Below are 22,784 nucleotides of genomic sequence, written 5' to 3' on the forward strand. Positions count from 1 at the left end.
TTCGCGGCATAGCAGTTTTCACGGTATAGCAGTTTTCACGACCTAGCAGTTGAACATGTTGTGCCGCGAATATTTCATATCAATAGAAAAATAGGAGAACGCCATAATCTGGCGGCCTAAAATGTTGGTCACGGCTGTTGTACAGATGTGAGGCAATACAAGGATAAATATATGCGGGTTTCACATTTAAACTTTAACCACCTTTATTACTTTTGGCATGTTTGTAAGGAAGGCTCTGTTGTAGGTGCAGCAGAAGCGCTGTACCTGACACCACAGACCATTACCGGGCAGATCAAGGCGTTGGAAGAACGTCTGGGGGGGAAATTATTTAAGCGTCAGGGAAGAGGTCTGGTGCCCTCTGAACTGGGACAGTTGATTTTCCGCTACGCGGACAAGATGTTTACACTCAGCCAGGAAATGCTGGATATCGTCACTTACAGCAGGGAATCAAACCTACTGTTTGATGTTGGTGTCGCTGATGCTCTGTCCAAGCGCTTAGTCAGCAAAGTGTTGGAAACCACGGTGGTAGAGCATGAGAAAATCCACTTGCGTTGTTTTGAATCAACGCATGAAATGCTGCTTGAGCAACTCAGCCAGCATAAGTTGGATATGATCTTATCAGATTGCCCGGTAGATTCCTCCCAACAGGAAGGGTTGTTTTCAGTGAAACTGGGCGAGTGCAATATTAGTTTTTACTGTCGCCAGCCTATCCCTGAAAAACCATTTCCTGAGTGTCTGGAAGAGCGCCGTTTACTGATTCCGGGTCGCCGCTCCATGTTGGGCAGAAAGCTCCTGACATGGATACGCAATAAGAACCTTCAAGTTGAAGTGCTGGGAGAATTTGATGATGCCGCACTGATGAAGGCATTTGGCATGTATCACAACGCCATTTTTATTGCACCTTCGTTCTACGCCAATGATATTTTTGCAGATAGCGATATTGTTGAAATAGGTCGACTGGATGCCGTACAGGAAGAGTATTACGTTATTTTTGCAGAGCGCATGATCCAGCACCCGGCAGTTCAACGCGTGTGCAACAAGGATTTCTCTGCTTTATTCAGCGCTCCACCTAAAAGCCGCCCTGAAAAATTCCGTTAGGTTATTGTCTTAAACTGTGAAGTTAAACCGACAGATACAAAAAAACCGGCTTTAAGCCGGTTTTTTTCAGCATAACCAAAACAATAATTACATTGCTTTGATTTGCGCTGCCAGAGCAGATTTATGACGTGCTGCTTTATTCTTGTGGATCAGACCTTTACAAGCGTGACGATCAACAATTGGTTGCATATCATTAAATGCTTTCTGTGCAGCTTCTTTATCGCCAGAAGCGATAGCCGCGTATACTTTCTTGATAAAAGTACGCACCATAGAACGACGGCTTGCATTGTGCTGACGGCGTTTCTCAGACTGTACGGCGCGTTTCTTAGCTGATTTGATATTAGCCAAGGTCCAACTCCCAAATATATTCTATCGAGGACAATTCAAAGGCCGAGGAATATGCCTGTTCAGCCTTCTTTTGTCAATGGATTTGTGCAAATAAGCGTCGCTGTACAACGACGCTGGTTACGTTGTGATGGGGCGGGATTTTATCAGCTTACTGAAAGGGAATACAGTCTTTCGCAATAAAAAACTGAATGAATCACAGAGAAATGCGATAAATTAAATATTTTTCGGGCATCTAGCCTATTTTTATTGTATGAATCAGGTTATTAATTAAAACCCTTTGTGATAGTGGGTTAACCTTGTGCTTTGTACAAGGTATAATCCGGCAATTTCCACGGTATTGAGCCAGCTATGGAGCTAATTCGCGGTATACACAATATCCGGGCGCGTCACCATGGTTGCGTGCTGACGATTGGTAATTTTGATGGTGTCCATCGCGGGCATCAGGCTTTATTAAAACACTTGAAGCAAGAAGGGCTGCGCCTCGGATTACCAACGATGGTCATGATTTTCGAACCGCAGCCTCTGGAAGTTTTTGTTGCAGATAAAGCACCAGCCCGCCTGACACGGCTGAGAGATAAAGTAAAATATCTAGCCCAGAATGGCGTTGATTATCTGTTGTGTGTGAAATTTGACAGGCACTTTGCAGCCAACTCACCTGAAGCCTTTGTTTCACAGTTGCTCGTTGAAAAACTGGGTGTTAAGTTTCTGGCAATAGGAGATGATTTCCGCTTTGGCAAAAATCGCCTCGGAGATTTCCACTATTTGCAGCAAGCAGGTAAAGAATACAATTTTGATGTCGCCAGCACCGACAGTTTTTGTGACAGCGGTCTTCGGATCAGCAGTACAGCCATTCGTCAGGCATTGCAAAGCGATGATCTGGCCTTGGCGGAAGTCTTACTGGGTCATCCATACAGCATAAGTGGCAGAGTCGTTCATGGTAACCAATTGGGACGCACCATCGGGTTTCCCACGGCCAACATACCATTGAAACGTTTGGTTACCCCTGTAAAGGGCGTTTATGCTGTTGAAGTCCATGGATTGGGCCATAAACCCTTACCGGGCGTTGCCAATATAGGCAACCGCCCCACAGTTGCAGGTCAGGGCCAGCAACTGGAAGTGCATTTGATTGATACCCAAATGGATCTGTATGGGCATCATATCGATGTGGTATTACGCAAAAAATTGCGTGATGAGCAGCGATTTGCTTCGCTTGATGCGCTAAAACAGCAAATCGCAAATGATGTGGTTGCTGCGAGGAATTATCTCTTGCAGCGATCCGAGTCATGTATCTAGCGGAAAATTGGAACTGAGAATCTATAATGAGTGACTATAAAGACACCCTGAACCTACCGGAAACAGGGTTCCCGATGCGCGGGGATTTAGCCAAGCGCGAACCAGATATGTTAAAACGTTGGTACAAAGAAGGTTTATACCAAGCAATTAGAAAAGCAAAATCTGGCAAGAAATCGTTTATTTTGCATGATGGCCCTCCTTATGCAAATGGCGATATTCATATTGGTCACTCAGTTAATAAAATTCTCAAAGATATTGTTATTAAGTCCAAAGGATTATCAGGCTACGATTCGCCTTATATTCCTGGTTGGGACTGCCATGGTTTGCCAATTGAGCTCAAGGTTGAGCAAATTATCGGTAAGCCCGGGGAAAAATTTTCCGCTGCTGAGTTCCGTGCTGAGTGCCGAAAATATGCGATGACTCAGGTCGAAACACAGAAAGCGGGCTTCAAACGTCTGGGTGTACTGGGCGACTGGGATAAACCTTATTTGACGATGGACTTCAAAACTGAAGCAGACATCATCCGTGCATTAGGCCGCATTATCAAAAATGGGCATTTGCTGAAAGGGGTGAAACCGGTTCACTGGTGTACTGATTGTGGTTCCTCCCTTGCTGAAGCCGAAGTGGAATACTACGACAGAACGTCCCCTTCCATTGACGTACGCTTTACTGCCATTGATGCAGATGCCGTGTACGCTAAATTTGATGTACAACCGCAGGGGCTGCCTGTCTCTCTGGTTATCTGGACGACCACCCCGTGGACATTGCCTGCTAACCGTGCAATTGCATTGGGGGCGGAAATTACCTACCAGTTAGTCAAAGTTGATAACGAGTGCCTGATTCTGGCGGCTGAATTAGTTGAGCAGATCATGCAGCGTGCAAATATTACGTCATGGGAAGTCATGGGTGATTGTACTGGCGCAGATCTGGAATTGATGCGTTTTAACCATCCATTTATGGGCTTCGATGTTCCAGCCATTCTGGGTGATCACGTAACGCTCGAAGCAGGTACCGGTGCGGTGCATACTGCGGGTGGTCACGGACCTGATGACTACTCCATCAGCCTGAAATACGGTCTTGAGATTGCGAACCCTGTTGGCCCGAACGGTTGCTATATCTCCGGCACCTACCCTTCACTGGATGGTCAGTTTGTTTTCAAAGCGAACGATATCATCGTTGAGCTGCTGAAAGAGAAAGGCGCACTGCTCAATCTGGCCAAAATTCAGCACAGCTACCCTTGCTGCTGGCGCCATAAAAAGCCGATCATCTTCCGTGCGACACCGCAGTGGTTTATCAGCATGGATAAGAACGGCCTGCGTACCCAGTCAATGAAAGAGATCAAAGACGTACAGTGGATCCCGGGCTGGGGACAAGCGCGTATTGAGTCGATGGTCGAAAACCGCCCTGACTGGTGTATCTCCCGTCAGCGTACATGGGGTGTACCAATGTCTCTGTTTGTTCATAAAGAGACACAAGAGCCACATCCTCGTACCGTTGAGTTGATCGAAGAAGTTGCCAAGCGTGTTGAAGTTGATGGTATTCAGGCGTGGTGGGATCTGGACGCAACAGAATTGCTGGGCAGTGAAGCGGCTGATTACACCAAGGCTCCGGATACACTGGATGTTTGGTTTGACTCAGGAAGTACCCACTCCTCCGTTGTTGATGCGCGTCCAGAATTCAACGGCAATTCAGCCGATATCTATCTGGAAGGCTCTGACCAACACCGGGGCTGGTTCATGTCTTCACTGATGCTGTCTACCGCAATCAAAGGCAAAGCACCTTACCGTCAAGTGCTGACTCACGGCTTCACCGTTGATGAGCAAGGACGTAAGATGTCCAAATCCATCGGCAATACCGTCAGCCCACAAGACGTAATGAACAAACTGGGCGCAGATATTCTGCGTTTGTGGGTGGCAGCCACCGATTATACCGGTGAAATTGCGGTTTCTGACGAGATCCTGAAACGCTCTGCTGATGCTTACCGCCGTATCCGTAACACGGCTCGCTTCCTGCTGGCAAACCTGAACGGTTTCAATCCAGAACAACATAGAGTGAAACCAGAAGATATGGTGACTCTGGATCGCTGGGCGGTAGGCCGTGCTCAGGCAGCTCAGGCTGATATCCTCAAATACTATGACGAATATGATTTCCACTCCGTGGTTCAGCGTTTAATGCAGTTCTGCTCCGTGGAAATGGGTTCGTTCTATCTGGATATCATTAAAGATCGCCAATATACCGCGAAAAGCGACAGCCTTGCCCGTCGTAGTTGTCAGACTGCATTATTCCATATCGCAGAAGCATTGGTTCGTTGGATGGCCCCAATCCTATCATTCACTGCTGATGAAATCTGGAATGAACTGCCGGGCAAGCGAGCTCAATATGTCTTCACTGAAGAGTGGTATGACGGGCTATTTGGTCTGGCAAACGGCGAAAATATGGACGACACTTTCTGGGCTGATCTGCTGGTTGTACGTGGTGAAGTCAACAAAGTTCTGGAACAGGCCCGTACTGACAAACATATCCGCAGTTCACTGGAAGCGGCTGTCACGCTCTATGCAGATGAAACTCTGGCAGCAAAACTCAACAGGCTGTCCGACGAATTGCGTTTTGTCCTGCTGACTTCTCAGGCGGAAGTTGCGGCCTATACAGCAGCAGGTGATGATGCGCAGCAAAGCGAGCTTGCCGGCCTTAAAGTGGCCTTCCGCAAAGCGGATGGAGAAAAATGTCCACGTTGCTGGCACTATACTAAAGATGTGGGCCTGGTGGCGGAACATGCAGAACTTTGCGGCCGCTGTGTGACTAACGTTGCCGGTAACGGTGAAGAGCGTAAATTTGCCTAATGAATAAACCCATTTGTTCCACGGGACTCCGTTGGCTTTGGCTGGTTGTCGTGGTATTGATACTGGATTTGGGAAGCAAATACTTAGTGTTGCAAAACTTCACTCTGTACGAATCCATGCCATTGATACCTTATTTCAATCTGACTTATGCCCAGAATTTGGGGGCTGCGTTCAGCTTTCTGGCTGACAAAGGCGGCTGGCAGCGTTGGTTTTTTGCATTGATAGCCATTGCTATCACGGGAGTCCTGCTCGTGATGATGTATCGCTCCAGTGCTAAACAAAAACTGAGCAATATTGCCTACGCTTTAGTGGTTGGTGGGGCATTGGGAAATTTGTTCGATCGGCTGGTGCATGGCTTTGTTGTCGATTTCATCGATTTTTACGTCGGAGAATGGCACTGGCCTACCTTTAACATTGCGGATTCTGCAATCTGCATCGGTGCAGCTCTCATTATCATCGAGAGCTTTATCAGCCCGAATGACAAAAAAGCAGCACCAAAAACATAGTCCGTTAAAAAACATAGCCCGTTAAAAAATATAGTCATGAAAAAACAGTCATTGAAAAAATGATAATAAACCAGCCCCAGTGAACAAAACTGGGGCTGATAAATTTCATCTATACCCAATCCAATAGCGGTATACTTGCAATCATTTTTAAGTAAAAGGTTTGAGCGACATGTCAATGCAAGTGCAAGCGCACAGTGCGGTTTTATTACACTTCACTCTAAAGCTGGATGATGGCTCAACGGCAGACTCGACGTATAGTCAGGGTAAGCCCGCATTATTCCGTCTCGGTGATGGTAGCCTCTCAACCCCATTAGAGCAGCAACTCCTTGGTTTAACTGTTGGTGATAAACATCAGTTCACGCTGGCGGGAGAAACCATTTTCGGCAAACACAATCCTGATTTAGTCCAATATTTCACTCCTCGTGATTTTTCCGACGCGGGTATCCCTGAAGTAGGAACTATCATGTTATTTACCGCCATAAACGGTAGTGAAATGCCCGGGCTTATCAAAGAAGTCGCTGAAGGTTCTATCACTGTTGACTTTAACCATCCACTGGCTGAACAAAACATCACTTTTGATATTGAAGTGTTGGAAATTGACCCTCAGTTGGAGGAAACTCATGCAAATATTGCTGGCTAACCCACGTGGTTTCTGTGCTGGTGTTGATCGTGCCATTAGCATCGTAGAGCGAGCACTGGAATTATACGGCGCTCCCATTTATGTCCGTCATGAAGTGGTACATAACCGCTATGTGGTTGACAATCTTAGAAATCGTGGCGCTATTTTTATTGAGGAAATATCAGAAGTTCCTGATGGCGCTATTCTGATCTTCTCTGCACACGGTGTTTCTCAAGCCATTCGTGCAGAAGCCCGCTCCCGTAATCTAACCATGCTGTTTGATGCGACCTGCCCACTGGTCACTAAAGTCCATATGGAAGTCGCAAGGGCAAGTCGCAAAGGTAAAGAAGCGATTTTGATCGGACATGCCGGCCATCCTGAAGTAGAAGGCACAATGGGGCAATACAATAACCCTAACGGTGGCATGTATCTTGTCGAATCGCCGGAAGATGTGTGGAAACTGCAAGTTAAAGATGAAAACAACCTCTGCTTTATGACACAAACAACACTTTCTGTCGATGACACATCAGCAGTGATTGATGCTCTTAATTCAAGGTTTCCCAATATTGTCGGCCCACGCAAAGATGATATCTGCTATGCCACAACTAACCGTCAGGAAGCCGTCCGTGATTTAGCTTCCGGTTCTGATATTGTTTTGGTCGTTGGCTCTAAAAATTCATCAAATTCAAATCGGCTGGCTGAACTGGCACAACGTGTCGGAAAGCCCGCTTATTTGATTGATTCCGCAGATGATATCAAAGAAGCATGGATTAACGGCGCGAGCGCAGTAGGTGTAACAGCAGGTGCATCCGCACCGGATATTTTAGTGCAGCAAGTTATTGAACGCCTGAAAACTTTTGGTGCGAAGACAGTTAATGAATTGCATGGGCGAGAAGAAAACATTGTTTTCGAAGTACCAAAAGAATTACGCGTTGAAGTGAAAGAGGTTAATTAACTTAAGCTCAACGCTTTCAGGATCAGGCAGGCTTTTTCAGGTTGGAAGATGGGTTGGGAAAGATAAGAAATTAATCCCGACCCGATCTCCCACAAAAATCCGAATACATTATGATCTTTTGAATACTCTGTCTGAAATTTAGTTGAACTTATATCTATAAGTCTTAGTTGCCCCATCATATTTCCATTTGTCATTTCTCTCAATTGGATGTAATTCCATGTGAAATTCTTTCTCAACAAATCCCATCTCCATATATGCCGGTCTAGCTTCAGGTAATGGCTTAAGTTTTAGGCTACCGCGCTTCCCCAATTGTTGTGATTTATTTACTGCCTGTTCAATCAATAAAACCCCACAACCTCGAATACCGCAATGAGTTGCTAAATAATTAACTTTAGGAAAATCAGGGAGGTTATTATCTCTCGGGGAAAGCTGCAACCCTCCTATAGGAACCCCCCTAAAATAAGCAACAAAAAATGACACTTCCGATTCTTTTGTACGTAATTTTGCATTAATTAATATATCACCCAATATACTACGCGCCTCAGTAAACCGACTATTCCATTTTTCTTTCTCACTATCATAATTGGCTGAATAAAAAAAACATTCCCAGTCATTATTCCTCATGTTTGCTTTTACTGTCGTCATTGCATTTGATGCTTCTTCTGGACTAACCTCCTTAATGACTATGGATTTTCTTATATTGACTGAGCTTGGCCACTTCCCCGAAAAGGATTGAGTTCGGGTTAAAGAGCCAGATGCTAAAGGTTGATGAATATTAAAAGATTTTGATCTGAACATAATGTTATCTCCAATGAATAAAATTATTTAATCACCAAATAAAAATCTAAAAACATAATTCCATTTTTACAATGAGTATCTATCTATCCTTTTATTACATTAATAAATATAATATTTACATTTAAATTGTTTAATTAATAATATGAATGGAAATTTATTCTCGATAACCAATCAACTATATTAAGTGAGAAAATAGCCCCAAGATAGCATTTTTTTACACCATCTTAATCCAGATTTCCATGCCTCTCATCATTCAGATTACCTATTCAGAGAAATAACGACACGTAACATAATATATCCGCTGTTTAGTATTTTTTATAACTGTCTGTCTGATCGCTGTTTTTCTAATGACCTTTACCTAAGTCTGGCACAACCGTCTCCTGACAGTTAAGCTGTAAAACAATTTACTTTGTCACCGCAGTTAAAAACGATTTACAGAGAGGGTCTTATGGCTGATACAGATATTCGCGTGGCTATCGTAGGTGCAAGTGGTCGCATGGGACGCAACCTTATTCAGGCTGTTCAACAACTGGATGGTGTTACACTTGGTGCAGCACTGGAACGTTCCGGTTCCTCTTTAGTGGGAAGTGATGCCGGAGAATTAGCGGGTATTGGTAAGAATGGAATTGCAATTAGTGACGATCTGCATCAGGTTATTGAGCAGTTTGATGTACTGGTCGATTTTACCCGTCCTGAAGGCACCTTAACGTACCTCGCTATTTGTCGGCAGTATCGCAAGTCAATGATCATTGGCACAACCGGCTTTGATGATGCCGGTAAGCATGCCATTGCAGAAGCCTCCCGTGAAATCCCGATTGTTTTTGCTGCTAATTTTAGTGTTGGTGTCAATTTGGTACTGAAATTGCTGGAAAAAGCCGCCACGGTTATGGGGGAATATGCGGATATCGAAATTATTGAAGCTCACCATCGCCATAAAGTGGATGCCCCGTCAGGAACAGCACTCGCAATGGGAGAATCCATCGCCAATACGTTAGGCCGGGATCTTAAAACCTGTGCAGTTTATGCCCGTGAAGGTCATACCGGAGAGCGGGATTCAAAGAGCATTGGGTTTGCCACCATACGAGCAGGAGATATTGTTGGAGAGCATACTGCAATTTTTGCCGATATTGGTGAGCGTGTAGAGATAAGTCACAAGGCTTCAAGTCGCATGACTTTCGCTAACGGTGCGATTAAGGCAGCAATATGGATAAAAGGTAAAAATTCCGGGCTTTATAACATGAAAGACGTACTTAATCTCGAAAATATTTAATATATATAAAATTTATAATTACTTGTAATTACGTGATTTTTTATCATAAAATTGCGTAATTGCAAGTAATTAATAAATTTATATAAAAAACAAACATTATCATATATTTTTATGGCTATAATTTACCTTTTTATTGCCTTTCTTCCACCAACGTGAAAAAAACCACACTTTTTTCCTGTTTTACAGTTTTCTCTCGTACTAATCGAATATCGCCCCCTCTTTCCTTATGATTTTCAGCCATATTGACGCAATGTAAGGCCAAGAGTTGTAAAAAAAACAATAAAAATGCCATTTTTTATAGACAAGCCACCCTCTCATCATTAGAATGCGCGCAATTTGCCAAAATTTTGACAAAAATCATGGTTGGCATTGATTTTAAGGATTAATTCTGAATTAATATGCAGTAAATTCGATTTATTATTCATTCTGGAGGGCGTTTTGATTAAGTCAGCTATATTGGTTCTAGAAGATGGAACCCAATTTCACGGTCGCGCCATTGGGGCAGAAGGTGTGGCTGTTGGAGAAGTGGTCTTCAATACCTCAATGACCGGATATCAAGAAATACTTACCGACCCTTCCTATTCCCGCCAAATTGTTACTCTTACTTATCCTCATATTGGTAATGTCGGCATCAATGCCGCTGATGAAGAATCCCCCGCCATTCAAGCCCAAGGCTTAGTCATTCGCGATTTACCCTTAGTGACCAGCAACTTCCGCAGTGAAGAAAATCTGTCTGATTACCTGAAACGCCACAATATTGTAGCCATCGCTGATATTGATACACGCAAACTGACCCGTCTATTAAGAGAAAAAGGGGCACAAAACGGCTGTATCATCGCGGGTAATGAGGCAGATGCCCAAGTTGCACTGGAAAAAGCAAAAGCATTCCCCGGCTTGAAAGGCATGGATTTAGCAAAAGAGGTCACAACAGCACAATCCTATCAATGGGTACAAGGCAGCTGGACACTTGAAGGTGGCTTGCCTGAAGCGCGCAAAGAACAAGAATTGCCTTACCACATTGTGGCCTATGATTTTGGTGTTAAGCGCAACATCCTGCGTATGCTGGTCGATCGCGGTTGCCGCGTTACTGTTGTTCCAGCAAAAACTTCTGCTGATGAAGTACTGAAAATGGCACCAGATGGCATTTTCCTGTCCAATGGTCCCGGCGATCCAGAGCCATGTGATTATGCTATTGAAGCGATCAAAACTTTCCTGAGTACCGAAATCCCTGTATTTGGCATTTGTTTAGGACACCAATTGCTGGCACTGGCCAGTGGTGCAAAAACCGTGAAAATGAAATTTGGTCATCACGGTGGCAACCATCCGGTTAAAGATCTGGATCGTAATGTCGTCATGATCACGGCGCAAAACCACGGCTTTGCTGTTGATGAAGACTCATTGCCAGCCAATCTGCGCGTGACCCACAAATCGCTCTTTGATGGCACATTGCAAGGTATTCACCGTACTGATAAGCCTGCATTCAGTTTTCAGGGGCATCCTGAAGCCAGCCCTGGTCCACATGAAGCTGCCTCACTGTTCGATCACTTTATCGAATTAATTGAGCAGCATCGCCAGACAAACATTCAGAACACCAAATAATCAGGGGAAAAAGAAAAATGGCAAAACGTACTGATATTAAAAGTATCCTGATCTTAGGTGCTGGCCCGATTGTTATCGGTCAGGCTTGTGAGTTTGACTACTCTGGTGCGCAGGCTTGTAAAGCACTGAGGGAAGAAGGCTATCGCGTCATTCTGGTGAACTCTAACCCTGCAACCATTATGACCGACCCGGAAATGGCGGACGCAACTTATATCGAGCCAATCCACTGGGAAGTTGTACGCAAAATTATTGAAAAAGAGCGCCCGGATGCAATTTTGCCAACGATGGGTGGACAAACTGCCCTGAACTGCGCATTGGAACTGGAGCGTCAGGGAGTTCTGAACGAATTCGGCGTCACCATGATTGGTGCAACTGCTGATGCAATTGATAAAGCCGAAGATCGCCAACGTTTTGACAAGGCGATGAAAAAAATCGGCTTGGACACAGCACGTTCTGGCATCGCTCATACCATGGAAGAAGCGTTGGCAGTAGCTGAAGATGTTGGCTTCCCTTGTATTATCCGCCCTTCTTTCACCATGGGCGGAACCGGCGGCGGTATTGCCTACAACCGCGAAGAATTTGAAGAAATTTGTGAACGCGGTTTAGACCTCTCTCCAACCAATGAACTGCTGATCGATGAATCCCTGATTGGCTGGAAAGAGTATGAAATGGAGGTGGTGCGTGATAAGAACGATAACTGCATCATCGTCTGCTCCATTGAAAACTTCGACCCAATGGGCATCCATACCGGTGACTCCATCACCGTCGCACCTGCACAAACACTGACCGATAAAGAATACCAAATCATGCGTAACGCATCGATGGCGGTCTTACGTGAAATCGGTGTAGAAACCGGGGGTTCAAACGTACAATTTGCGGTGAATCCGAAAAATGGTCGTTTGATCGTCATTGAAATGAACCCACGCGTATCCCGTTCTTCGGCGCTGGCTTCCAAAGCAACAGGTTTCCCAATTGCGAAAATCGCAGCAAAACTGGCGGTGGGCTATACCCTTGATGAGCTGATGAATGACATCACGGGCGGACGTACTCCAGCGTCTTTTGAACCTTCCATTGACTATGTTGTGACGAAAATTCCTCGCTTCAACTTCGAGAAATTTGCCGGCAGCAATGATCGTCTGACCACTCAGATGAAATCTGTTGGTGAAGTGATGGCGATTGGCCGTACATTCCAGGAGTCTTTGCAGAAAGCCCTGCGCGGTCTGGAAGTAGGTGTGACCGGATTCGATCCTAAAGTCAATCTGGATGATCCACAATCCCTGACCAAAATTCGCAGCGAGCTGAAAAGTGCAGGCGCTGAACGTATTTGGTATGTCGCAGACGCATTCCGCGCCGGCATGTCTGTTGATGGTATCTTCAACCTGACCAACATCGATCGCTGGTTCCTGGTTCAGGTTGAAGAACTGATCCGTCTGGAAGAACAAGTTGCAGAACAAGGCGTTAATAGCCTGACTTTTGATTTCCTGCGTCAGCTCAAACGCAAAGGTTTTGCCGATGCACATTTGGCGAAACTGGTAGGGATCTCTGGTAAAGAGATCCGCAAATTGCGTCATGACTATAACCTGTATCCCGTTTACAAACGTGTTGATACTTGTGCGGCAGAATTCGCCACCGATACCGCTTACATGTACTCCACATACGAAGACGAATGTGAAGCGAATCCGAACAACGATAAGCCCAAAATCATGGTATTGGGTGGTGGCCCGAACCGTATCGGGCAAGGCATTGAATTCGATTACTGCTGTGTTCATGCTTCACTGGCCCTGCGTGAAGACGGTTATGAAACCATCATGGTGAACTGTAACCCTGAAACGGTTTCCACCGATTACGATACGTCCGATCGTCTCTATTTTGAACCTGTGACACTGGAAGACGTACTGGAAATCGTGCGTGTTGAACAGCCAAAAGGGGTGATCGTTCAGTATGGCGGCCAGACTCCACTGAAACTGGCACGTGAGCTGGAAGCGGCGGGTGTACCTATTATCGGCACCAGCCCTGATGCCATTGACCGCGCAGAAGATCGTGAACGTTTCCAGCAGGCCGTTAATCGCCTTGGCCTGAAACAACCCGCGAACGCCACGGTTACAACTATCGAACAAGCGGTTGAGAAAGGTAATGCGCTGGGTTATCCACTGGTTGTTCGCCCATCTTATGTATTGGGCGGACGCGCAATGGAAATCGTGTATGACGAATCTGACCTGCGCCGTTACTTCCAGACTGCGGCTAGCGTATCCAACGATGCACCTGTCCTGCTGGATCGCTTTCTGGATGACGCAGTTGAAGTAGACGTAGATGCCATCTGTGATGGTGAGCGCGTTTTGATCGGCGGCATCATGGAACACATCGAACAAGCAGGTGTTCACTCTGGTGATTCTGCGTGTTCTTTGCCGGCTTATACTTTAAGCAAAGAAATTCAGGATGTTATGCGCCAGCAAGTTGAAAAACTGGCCTTTGAACTGCGTGTCCGTGGTCTGATGAATGTTCAGTTTGCGGTGAAAAACAACGAAGTTTACCTGATTGAAGTGAACCCACGTGCGGCGCGTACCGTGCCATTCGTTTCCAAAGCAACGGGTTTGCCGCTGGCAAAAGTCGCCGCACGCGTCATGGCGGGTCAATCCCTACTTGAGCAAGGTGCAATTGAAGAAATCATTCCGCCTTACTACTCCGTAAAAGAAGTGGTACTGCCATTCAATAAATTCCCGGGCGTTGACCCAATTCTGGGGCCAGAAATGCGTTCTACGGGTGAAGTCATGGGCGTTGGCCGTACCTTTGCAGAAGCCTTCTCAAAAGCCATGTTGGGCAGTAACTCCACTATGCGCAAAAAAGGCCGGGCATTGTTGTCAGTACGCGAAGGTGATAAAGAGCGTGTGGTCGATTTGGCGGCTAAGTTGCTTAAACAAGGCTTTGAACTGGATGCGACTCACGGTACAGCAGTTGTCTTGGGTGAAGCAGGGATCAACCCACGTTTGGTCAATAAAGTTCACGAAGGACGCCCACATATTCAGGACAGAATCAAAAACGGTGAATATGACTATATTGTCAATACCACCGCAGGCCGTCAGGCAATTGAAGATTCAAAACTGCTGCGTCGTAGCGCACTGCAATATAAAGTGCACTATGACACAACCCTGAACGGTGGCTTTGCAACCACTATGGCACTCAGCGCAGATCCTACTGAACAAGTTATTTCTGTACAAGAAATGCACGCAAAGATTGTCAAATAATATACCGTCATTTTTGACAGTATTCGCCTGAAAAGCGGCTTCCCCAAAGTTGGAAATCCAACGAGTAAGGAAGCCGTTTTATTTGGTATTTTGTTTATTAATGATGCTTAATATTGCAGTCTGTGAATAATCAGCAACAATCATAGTAGGCATCTTTGATAATCATAGGGAGTCGAATACTGTGTCAAACATCATGTTAAAGCGTAAATATTTAACCCACTCGGAAATTGAAGTATTGCTCAAGGAATTGGAAAAACACCCTCACGCAGATCGCAACATCTGCATGATATTTATGGGTTTTATCCATGGTTTTCGGGTGTCTGAATTACTGGGTTTGAAACTGTCTGATATCGATTTGGAGGGCAAAAAACTGCGGGTGCAACGATTGAAGAATGGTTTTTCCACGATCCATCCAATGGTAGCGCGGGAAATTCAATTAATACGGAAATGGCTTTCACTGCGTCAGCGCTATAAAAACAGCGATCAAAGTGATTGGTTATTCTTGTCACGAACCGGGGCGCGTATGTCACGCCAACAGTTTTATAAGATCATCCGGCAAACCAGCTTAAAGGCTAAGTTAGCGGTTTGCGCGAATCCGCACATGTTACGACATTCTTGCGGCTATGCGCTGGCGGACAATGGCGTGGATACCCGCTTGATTCAGGACTACTTAGGCCATCGAAACATTCGTCATACCGTTCGCTACACCGCGAGTAATGCAGGCCGCTTCGAGACGATATGGCAAGAAAGAGGGAAACGAAAATTGTCGACAATTAGTACCAAACTGTTAACCAATAAATTTTCCCACTTTTTCAACACTATTTATCTTCACGTCTTTCGCAAGAATCAAAATAACTCTTTGATTCAAGCTTAAAAAATCCCCCTCTTACTCGAACCCCACACTTTGTTTTCCCCTTATCAAAATATTCCTTTTTTGCTATCACGTTGAACAAAAGTTTAAATTGCTCGACATCGAAAGCTGTATAAATTAAAACCACCATTGATGTTGGAGTAATAAACCAAAATAATATTCAAACTAAGTTTAATCATCCTGGGTTAACAGTTTGGTACTAAATGTTAACCATCTGGCAGTTTCTTGCCTTATATTTTCCGATGAATATTTAAACAACCACTACTTCCCAAAGAAGTAGTTTAAGGGTGACCATGAAAAAAGCCATTCCTGTTCGGGAATGGCTTAGGTTTTTGCAGCCTTAATCTTTTTCTATTTATTAACAATATAAATCCTGCCTTATAATCCTAATATTGTTTCCGCCACACAGTTATATTGATTATTCATATTAACTTTAGGGGGAGTAAAACAATCCGCCAAAAACCAGTCTGCGGGCGTTTCCAGAGCAATAGCAATAGCAACCAAATGCTCCAGACTGATTCTATTGGTTCCTCGTTCATAACGTGACAATTGCTGATGACTAACTCCAATTTTGTCTGCCAGCTCTGCTGCTGTCACTCCAATTTCTTTCCTTTTCATTTGGATTCTTTTTCCTACCAGCATACTGACGTGCATAATATCTTTGCTCTCAATTTATAAATAAGTTAAATAAACGACTGCGGTGCCTTCATATTTACCGGCTTTTGGTAGAGTGATTGTGTGCAGTGTTGATTTTAGGGTGAAAGGTGCCCTTTCATTATTTTTTCTGGCAGTGACCCCGACCCCATTTGCTGCGTCTTGGTCATTAATTTGCAATGTCGCATGCATTTGTCTATTGGAATCAAAATAAACTTTAGGTTCGCCATCGATTGATTTAGCGTGCAACTGTATTTTGCTGCTGGGAAGAGCACATTCAAGGTAACCATTAATTGTTCGGCTGGCATTATTCACTTCTGAAGCAATTAATTCCCCGTATGCAATTTCAGAAGGTATGTAAATTTTACAAGATTGACGTGGAGGCGGCATTTTATTACAAGTGGAATTCGGGAATTTTTCAGCATTACCATTTCCAGGGAATGTCTTCGGCGCATAAAACAAACCTACACATTCTGAATCTGCGGTCATAATGTCGAATGTAACTCGTTTAGGAATTCCAAATTTCTTTTTATAAGCCCGCATAACATCAGCCGTTGTCGGATATTTTTGTGCATCTGTCAGGCATACCCCTGCAATGTCACAAGAACCGTACATACCCGGCTGATGCGTCTTATACTGCACATCAGGGCCAACGAGGCATTTTCCCCATTTATAACAAGGATTCGGGATACCCTCTTCCTCTGTCCATTCAATAATTTCCATGGTTGTGGTAGCTTGATTACCCTTTGGTACCGTATTCACCGGCATCACATAAGCCCCACCATAGACATGTGTGGCGCTTAATAAAAACAACAACGCCGTCAGTTTCAACAACGATTTTTTAATATGGCGCATAGCTTATTTTCCAAATAGCATCTGATTCTGACTAAAGATCGTGGATGAAAAACCAGTCAGCATGACTAGTCGTAGTTAACTTCAAAAGCCGCGATTGCAGTAAATCGACCAACACCAATCTTTTTCTCCTGAAGAGCGCTAGGCTCGGCTTGTATATATGCCCGGAATGGGATCACATTATTTCTGCTATCAGCTAATAACGGGAATTCACTGGTTTTATTAAACGGTATCGGTGTACCATCGGTTGTTTCCATTCCAATAGCTACACCACCCGTACCAGCGGTAGATCTAATGGCTAACAATCCCGGCAATTCTTTGCTGGATTCTCCTGCGAACTTAATTTTTAGGCGTTTTGTGACACGAGGATCACAATTCTCCAGACGAAGATTAAATCGTTGGTTTTCTGTACGATGTTTCTGATAAAGATCCCTGTTAGAAATATTTCCGAAATCTACTTCTATATTTTGATCTTCTGTCTTAATCGAACAAGTCGGAGCAAGTACAGTGAACGTAATTTTGACATCTTGGCGCAGGTTATCTTGTGCATACGTAATTTGCTGGCTATTAATGCCCAAAAGAAATAACCCTGTCAGTACATATTTGGATAATTTGATGCTTAACGGACTCATTATTATTACCCTACATTTATCCAATTATTTATCGAAAGAAACTCATCTCGTTCCGGCTAGTTCTGTATTGATGCCCATCAAGGTTGCTATTTGCTATTGATGGGACATCACCTATACAACTTAATTTAATCAACTTCCTTCAGTGACAATTTTTTCCACCGCACAGGTATCGCCACTACAATTAAATGTTAACTGTGGATGACCACCATAATCATTGACATAGGTCAGTACTGGTGTATTCCCCAATGAACTGATTGTTCCACCCAGTTTTTCGCTGCTTCTGGGCGCTAACATAACAGGCTGAAAACCTTCTACACTCTTACCATTCAATTTGTTCGATGCTTCTGAAATAGTGATGTAATAAGGTGTTGGGTTATTCACTAAATACTGATTTCCTTCACGGGTTAGAGTGAGTTTTTCTTGCCACGGGTTATCAATATCAATACGACGTGCGATGACAGTTTCAGGGCGGTAGAACAATTTGATACGCGTCTGTACAGCAAGTTGCAATACATTAGGCTTCTCACTGCGTGGTGGAATTTCGCGAACATTGAAATAGAACAAGCTCTCTCTATCTTGTGGCAGTTGAGCGATGGTCGGCAATGTTTGAATCTTAACCTGACTCTTTGATCCGGCTTCAATACGTTGTACAGGCGGAACAACAACAAGCGGACCATTGATCTTATTTCCCTTTTCATCTTCAATCCATGACTGTGCCAAATAAGGCAAATCAAGATGTTGATTTTCGACGTTAAGGCTAACGGATTTCACATCCCCATTAAAAATGACTCGGGTACGATCCAACGTTATCGCAGCCATTGCCTGATGAACTGACATCAAACCAATCAGTGCCATGGCAGTTATCATTAGAATTTTTTTCAGTTTCATAGTGTCATTTGCTCATGCTCAAAAGAAGCTCAGGTTTATACTGATGTGCTAACCAAAAGCAGCACTTCCCGCGTCAAAAAAGCAATATAATACGCTATTTAAGACAGATTTTATGGACCGTTTCATTACATTTACTTATCTTCGCCTTTTAAAAATTGACAAGGCAACAAAATTGCAGACAAAGATTCTGTAGCAATATCATCTGGTACGGTAATCTCACACTGGGCATGCCCATTCCAATGTACTTTCAATTTTTCATCCTGATTAATCCCGCTCAGGTAAGCATATCCATCATCATTGACAATGCCGATTTCACGCTGAGCGGCATTCAAGACAGAGGCACCAAAAGGTGGGAATGAACCATCAGGCTGCCGGATAATCGTCATCGCTTTAATCCCTGACACAACTTGGAATTTGCGATAACCAATTGCACCTTCTGTCAATGTTGCCTGCTGGACAGAGCGCAGTGCCTCTACATCATCTGGCAAGTTATCTAAGTCAATATTTGCCGTATTACGGTAATAGTTGTTCACATCAACCAGCACCGCTTTACCAAAATAGTTGGTATGAACTGCCGAACCGAATCCTCGGATAGGGACATTGCTGACCCCTTCTGCATCTACCATCAGACGGGTTGCACCCGGCATGTTGATACGGTGCAGTGCGGCCCCACTTGCGGTTACAGTCACTCCGCCTTGTAAGCCAAGTGCAGCCGTGGTATTGCCACCATCCTGATAACTGGCGCTGGCAGTCAACAGTGCCTTGTCACCATAGTGAGTGTAATAACCATCCGCTAATGCCCTGCCGCGCATACTGGTACCCGCTGAAATACGGTAGTTATTGCGATCATCAATGCGGCCATAGTAGCCAGCCATATGAGAGTTGCCTTGACGGTTAAGCATTCCGCTATAGCTGAAAGTGCCACTATCTCCCCACGGAACGGAAAGATTCAGGTACATGCCGTCATCTTTTTTATTGTCAAAATTGTTGCGGTAGGCTGACAGACTGACACTGATATTTTTATAACGTCCAATATCTACGTATTTGGATAAAGAGACGTTATAACGATCATTTGTCGGCCGATTCCAGTAGGTTTGATGGCTATAGTTAAGGTGAGCACTCAGGCCGATATCAGTAAATTGTTTATTGAAAATAATGGTATACAGCTCTTTGCCACTATCAGAAGAAACATTACGATAGCGACGATCAATATACTGTCCCATATTCATGAAATTGCGTTCAGAGAAGCGATACCCGGCAAATGTCACTTGGCTATTGTATTGATCAAAACGTTTCGAATAACTGAGACGATAAGAGCCACCTGTCAGCGTCTTGTGCTCTCCCGGTAATCTTGCCCTTGATTCCGTCACGTCAAATGACAGCGCACCAAACATCATCAAGTCACGGCCGATCCCTAATGACAGGGCGTTATAATCTCCCGCCGCTAAAAGGCCGCCATACAATGACCAACCGTTGTTAATTCCCCAGGAGAATTCCCCCAAACCAAACGCGGGCCCTTCACGACGGTGCTTATCATTAGTCGATTGACCACCAACTAATTTGTACTGCACACGTCCGGGGCGAGTCAGGTAAGGAATAGTCGCCGTGTTGACCTGAAATTGCTGTACACTACCGTCTTGCTCTTCGACTCTGACATCCAGTGTTCCTGCCACAGCATCACTCAGATCCTGAATACGGAATGGCCCGGAAGCGACCTGAGTTTCATATAATACTCTTCCCAGTTGGCTAATCGTCACTTTGGCATTAGTCCGCGCAACGCCTGTGACTTCAGGCGCATATCCGCGCAAATTCGGTGGCAGCATATTTTCATCGGTCACCAAACTGACACCTGTATAGCGGAAGCTATCGAAAATGTTGGAATTGAGATAATCCTCACCCAATGTTAATTTCGCTTCCAAACGAGGGAGCGCACGATACGCGTAATAACGGCTCCAATCCCACTCACGCTCTCTTCCACCAGAACTATTTCCACCGGAACTATTTCCACCAGAGTTATTCCCGCCAAAGTTACTCGACTTATCAGATTTATCATCCTTGGTTTTAAAGCGATTATATCTGGCCTGCCAATCAGCGCGAAAACGCCACGCACCGGCATTCATACCCGCAGTTCCGATAGCGCTTACCTGTTGGTTACTGCTGCCGTGGTTAGGTTTGGATGTTTGTGCGTTAAGGTTATAGTCAAACAGCAATCCGGGGATCCCATTATCCCAACGGGAAGGTGGGTCCCAGTCCTGCAAGTCATATTCCAAATAGATTTTAGGGACGATTAAATACAGCGTATAAGTGGCTAAATCACCTCTGGCCGATAAGCCCGGCAGGGTATTGAGATCGAGACATTTCCCCTCATTCCGCCAACCCAATTTTTCTACCCACTCCGGTTTCAGTGCGATTTGTTTCACTAATTCGGGGGATATACAGGCTTCACTGCCTTCCGGATCATCAGGTGGTGCAATGAAATCGATAGGATACATCTCCGGAAATTCATTTTTATTCATCCGGACACCCATTATATAGTTACCCGGCATGATATAACCTGCGCGTGCAAACTTATCCAAATCAATATTGGCACGTTCACCGATATCCAGCGCATCGGTATTGAATTCAATTCCTGGCTTAGAATAACCTGCCTGAATACCCGATAATGCAAACAGTACCAAAGCAGAAAGAGGTTTAATTCCGTAGATTAAATGGCTTTTTTTTGTTTTATTAACGCTCTTATTTTTATTAACCACTCTATTTTTATGAAAGGTGTTTTTTCTATTACTGTTCGTTTTTTTATTAAAAGATGAAGAATCATGATTCATAGAATCTGAAAACAAAGCCATAGCATCCTCTAAACAATGAATTGTTAATAATCCAATTTGAATTTAGCCGCTGTTTGATACTGCCAAGTCTGTCAGTGTGTAGGGGTTATCACCAATTACATGGCATCATTAATATTCATCGTTCTAAATTGAGGACCATGACCGATACTGAGGTTGCAGAGGTAGCCACATGTCCTGCTTTTATTCGTAATAGTTACGTTCTCTGTTTTATGCTTTACTGGCTTAACCGTACTGCGGGGAATAGAGAAAACATGTCACCATCGGTATGCCATCAAAAATTACTTTCGAATGGCAAAAAAATTTATTTTCCTACCTAACACAGCCAATAGAGAACACCGTAGATTAAATAAACAAAAAAGGGTATTTCAATTTACCTCATATAGGGTTCATTTCGTTAATGGCACATTCTGCTTACTCGATGAATCGTAATATTGATTTATATCAATAAAGCCGATCCCGTTACAGAATATTTTAATACCATACTGCTAACACGTGATATCCAAGAAATACCCTGAAAGTATCATCAGGAAACTCATAATAAAAATTGCGATTGGTTTCCTGATATTCAACTAATAAAAATTACCTATCAGCTCGGAATATTACAGGTAGTTCAGAGTGAAGTTTGCGATAGCAGTAAAGTTACCAGTTTTCACTGCAATGTCTTTACCTTCAGTACCACCCTGCAGACCTTTCAGGCGAGCAGCGAAATTCAGGTTATTGTCGCCATCTTGCAGAGACATCAAGTCAGATGCCTGGCCCAGAGGAATATGCTTGTTGCCATGATTAGTAATCATGATACCAGCACCTTCTGCACCACCTTCAATAGCCAACAAGCCTTTGATATTACCGTCAGCTTCTGGGCCGGTGAAAGTTGTGGTTACGCCTTTTTTAACGCCAAGCTCACAACCTTGTAGTTCAACCTTGAAAGGTACAGAAGCTGAGTGACCACCATCTTTCAGAACAATGTTGCTCACTTGGCCCATTTCAACTTCAATATTATTATTTTTGATCGAACACACTGAATTAATAATAGAACCATTGAATTTGACCGTGCCGTTACCTTGAGTAGGTGCTGCATTTGCCGCACCAGCAGTGAAAGCCACACCCAAACCTAAAACCATCGCCAATTTATTAAGTTTCATAATTTAACTTATGCCTTTAATTGTAAAATAGATACTGATAGCCAAAAGGAAGCCGAAGCACAGAAATTAATTTCTGACACTTAGGCGAATGATTATTTAGTTTTTTGACAGAAATCATAACTGGTCAAAATAAACCAAACTGGCAATATCATTCTACATAATAAGTCTTAAGTCAAATTTCAGCCGATAAAACTGGTTATGTGCTTTAACATCATATGAAATATGAGTTTTTATAAAAAAGTACGCATAATGAGTAGTATGTTTTACTAATAATTTTTTTATTTTAGATTATTCCCCTGAGTTATATCGAGCAATGTTTAGTAATTTAGCA

Annotated in this window: 18 protein-coding genes; 10 read left to right on the forward strand and 8 right to left on the reverse strand. The window is 44.0% G+C overall.

Annotated elements, in window-relative coordinates:
• The first annotated feature begins 171 nt into the window (after positions 1-171).
• On the forward strand, positions 172-1,098 hold the full coding sequence (nhaR, locus tag AB204_RS00705) for a transcriptional activator NhaR (protein ID WP_047961478.1): 927 nt from the start codon (positions 172-174) through the stop codon (positions 1,096-1,098).
• 87 nt (positions 1,099-1,185) lie between these two features.
• Here nhaR and rpsT read toward each other — a convergent pair whose 3' ends face one another.
• Complete coding sequence (gene rpsT / locus AB204_RS00710) at positions 1,186-1,446, reverse strand: 30S ribosomal protein S20 (RefSeq protein WP_047961479.1); 261 nt, start codon at positions 1,444-1,446, stop codon at positions 1,186-1,188.
• 348 nt (positions 1,447-1,794) lie between these two features.
• Between rpsT and ribF the strand changes: the two genes are divergently transcribed.
• The 5 genes from ribF (at position 1,795) to ispH (ending at position 7,659) form a co-directional block, all read left to right on the forward strand.
• Positions 1,795-2,739 carry a bifunctional riboflavin kinase/FAD synthetase gene (ribF, locus tag AB204_RS00715; protein WP_047961480.1) on the forward strand — a complete coding sequence of 315 codons (945 nt, stop codon included), beginning with the start codon at positions 1,795-1,797 and terminating at the stop codon, positions 2,737-2,739.
• A 26-nt stretch (positions 2,740-2,765) separates the two neighbouring features.
• Positions 2,766-5,579: an isoleucine--tRNA ligase gene (gene ileS, locus AB204_RS00720; protein ID WP_047961481.1), complete on the forward strand. Its 2,814-nt coding sequence runs from the start codon at positions 2,766-2,768 to the stop codon at positions 5,577-5,579.
• The gene (gene lspA, locus AB204_RS00725) at positions 5,579-6,085 is read left to right on the forward strand and encodes a signal peptidase II (protein ID WP_047961482.1); all 507 of its coding nucleotides are present in this window, start codon (positions 5,579-5,581) and stop codon (positions 6,083-6,085) included. The genes ileS and lspA overlap by 1 nt, the downstream gene beginning before the upstream one ends.
• 169 nt (positions 6,086-6,254) lie before the next feature.
• Positions 6,255-6,725, forward strand: a complete 471-nt coding sequence (gene fkpB / locus AB204_RS00730; protein ID WP_047961483.1) for an FKBP-type peptidyl-prolyl cis-trans isomerase — start codon at positions 6,255-6,257, stop codon at positions 6,723-6,725.
• On the forward strand, positions 6,706-7,659 hold the full coding sequence (ispH, locus tag AB204_RS00735; protein ID WP_047961484.1) for a 4-hydroxy-3-methylbut-2-enyl diphosphate reductase: 954 nt from the start codon (positions 6,706-6,708) through the stop codon (positions 7,657-7,659). Before fkpB ends, ispH begins: the two co-directional genes overlap by 20 nt.
• 138 nt (positions 7,660-7,797) lie before the next feature.
• Here the strand turns inward: ispH and AB204_RS00740 are convergent, their stop codons facing one another.
• A complete protein-coding gene (locus tag AB204_RS00740; protein WP_047961485.1) occupies positions 7,798-8,457 on the reverse strand; it encodes a GNAT family N-acetyltransferase in 660 nt (219 codons plus the stop codon).
• A 448-nt stretch (positions 8,458-8,905) separates the two neighbouring features.
• On the opposite strand from AB204_RS00740, the gene dapB reads away from it, so the two are divergent.
• The 4 genes from dapB (at position 8,906) to AB204_RS00760 (ending at position 15,442) form a co-directional block, all read left to right on the forward strand.
• Positions 8,906-9,727 (forward strand): 4-hydroxy-tetrahydrodipicolinate reductase, encoded by an 822-nt coding sequence (gene dapB, locus AB204_RS00745; RefSeq protein ID WP_047961486.1) that lies wholly within the window; start codon positions 8,906-8,908, stop codon positions 9,725-9,727.
• 438 nt (positions 9,728-10,165) lie between these two features.
• Complete coding sequence (gene carA / locus AB204_RS00750) at positions 10,166-11,326, forward strand: glutamine-hydrolyzing carbamoyl-phosphate synthase small subunit (protein ID WP_047961487.1); 1,161 nt, start codon at positions 10,166-10,168, stop codon at positions 11,324-11,326.
• A 17-nt stretch (positions 11,327-11,343) separates the two neighbouring features.
• Positions 11,344-14,568: a carbamoyl-phosphate synthase large subunit gene (gene carB, locus AB204_RS00755; RefSeq protein ID WP_047961488.1), complete on the forward strand. Its 3,225-nt coding sequence runs from the start codon at positions 11,344-11,346 to the stop codon at positions 14,566-14,568.
• A 193-nt stretch (positions 14,569-14,761) separates the two neighbouring features.
• Positions 14,762-15,442, forward strand: coding sequence for a tyrosine-type DNA invertase (locus tag AB204_RS00760; RefSeq protein WP_152671475.1), 681 nt, complete (start codon positions 14,762-14,764; stop codon positions 15,440-15,442).
• Positions 15,443-15,817: 375 nt separating this feature from the next.
• Here the strand turns inward: AB204_RS00760 and AB204_RS00765 are convergent, their stop codons facing one another.
• From AB204_RS00765 to AB204_RS00790, 6 genes are all read right to left on the reverse strand, one after another.
• Positions 15,818-16,093, reverse strand: coding sequence for a helix-turn-helix domain-containing protein (locus AB204_RS00765; protein WP_047961489.1), 276 nt, complete (start codon positions 16,091-16,093; stop codon positions 15,818-15,820).
• Between the two features lie 18 nt (positions 16,094-16,111).
• Positions 16,112-16,948, reverse strand: coding sequence for an MrpH family fimbial adhesin (locus tag AB204_RS00770; protein ID WP_047961490.1), 837 nt, complete (start codon positions 16,946-16,948; stop codon positions 16,112-16,114).
• A 65-nt stretch (positions 16,949-17,013) separates the two neighbouring features.
• Complete coding sequence (locus tag AB204_RS00775; protein WP_047961491.1) at positions 17,014-17,577, reverse strand: fimbrial protein; 564 nt, start codon at positions 17,575-17,577, stop codon at positions 17,014-17,016.
• 129 nt (positions 17,578-17,706) lie between these two features.
• Entirely contained in the window at positions 17,707-18,465 is a 759-nt protein-coding gene (locus AB204_RS00780) for a fimbria/pilus periplasmic chaperone (RefSeq protein ID WP_047961492.1), read from the reverse strand.
• 131 nt (positions 18,466-18,596) lie between these two features.
• Positions 18,597-21,353 (reverse strand): outer membrane usher protein, encoded by a 2,757-nt coding sequence (locus AB204_RS00785; protein ID WP_047961493.1) that lies wholly within the window; start codon positions 21,351-21,353, stop codon positions 18,597-18,599.
• 557 nt (positions 21,354-21,910) lie between these two features.
• Complete coding sequence (locus tag AB204_RS00790) at positions 21,911-22,453, reverse strand: fimbrial protein (protein ID WP_047961494.1); 543 nt, start codon at positions 22,451-22,453, stop codon at positions 21,911-21,913.
• Between the last annotated feature and the right edge of the window lie 331 nt (positions 22,454-22,784).

It is taken from the genome of Xenorhabdus khoisanae, from assembly GCF_001037465.1.
GTDB classification, from domain to species: Bacteria; Pseudomonadota; Gammaproteobacteria; order Enterobacterales; family Enterobacteriaceae; genus Xenorhabdus; species Xenorhabdus khoisanae.

Excerpts from the sequence above, each read along its gene's own strand:
- nhaR (WP_047961478.1), top strand. The coding sequence starts at position 172 with ATGCGGGTTTCACATTTAAACTTTAACCACCTTTATTACTTTTGGCAT.
- ribF (WP_047961480.1), top strand. The coding sequence starts at position 1,795 with ATGGAGCTAATTCGCGGTATACACAATATCCGGGCGCGTCACCATGGT.
- ileS (WP_047961481.1), top strand. The coding sequence starts at position 2,766 with ATGAGTGACTATAAAGACACCCTGAACCTACCGGAAACAGGGTTCCCG.
- lspA (WP_047961482.1), top strand. The coding sequence starts at position 5,579 with ATGAATAAACCCATTTGTTCCACGGGACTCCGTTGGCTTTGGCTGGTT.
- fkpB (WP_047961483.1), top strand. The coding sequence starts at position 6,255 with ATGTCAATGCAAGTGCAAGCGCACAGTGCGGTTTTATTACACTTCACT.
- ispH (WP_047961484.1), top strand. The coding sequence starts at position 6,706 with ATGCAAATATTGCTGGCTAACCCACGTGGTTTCTGTGCTGGTGTTGAT.
- AB204_RS00740 (WP_047961485.1), bottom strand. The coding sequence starts at position 8,457 with ATGTTCAGATCAAAATCTTTTAATATTCATCAACCTTTAGCATCTGGC.
- dapB (WP_047961486.1), top strand. The coding sequence starts at position 8,906 with ATGGCTGATACAGATATTCGCGTGGCTATCGTAGGTGCAAGTGGTCGC.
- carB (WP_047961488.1), top strand. The coding sequence starts at position 11,344 with ATGGCAAAACGTACTGATATTAAAAGTATCCTGATCTTAGGTGCTGGC.
- AB204_RS00760 (WP_152671475.1), top strand. The coding sequence starts at position 14,762 with ATGTTAAAGCGTAAATATTTAACCCACTCGGAAATTGAAGTATTGCTC.
- AB204_RS00765 (WP_047961489.1), bottom strand. The coding sequence starts at position 16,093 with ATGCACGTCAGTATGCTGGTAGGAAAAAGAATCCAAATGAAAAGGAAA.
- AB204_RS00770 (WP_047961490.1), bottom strand. The coding sequence starts at position 16,948 with ATGCGCCATATTAAAAAATCGTTGTTGAAACTGACGGCGTTGTTGTTT.
- AB204_RS00775 (WP_047961491.1), bottom strand. The coding sequence starts at position 17,577 with ATGAGTCCGTTAAGCATCAAATTATCCAAATATGTACTGACAGGGTTA.
- AB204_RS00780 (WP_047961492.1), bottom strand. The coding sequence starts at position 18,465 with ATGAAACTGAAAAAAATTCTAATGATAACTGCCATGGCACTGATTGGT.
- AB204_RS00790 (WP_047961494.1), bottom strand. The coding sequence starts at position 22,453 with ATGAAACTTAATAAATTGGCGATGGTTTTAGGTTTGGGTGTGGCTTTC.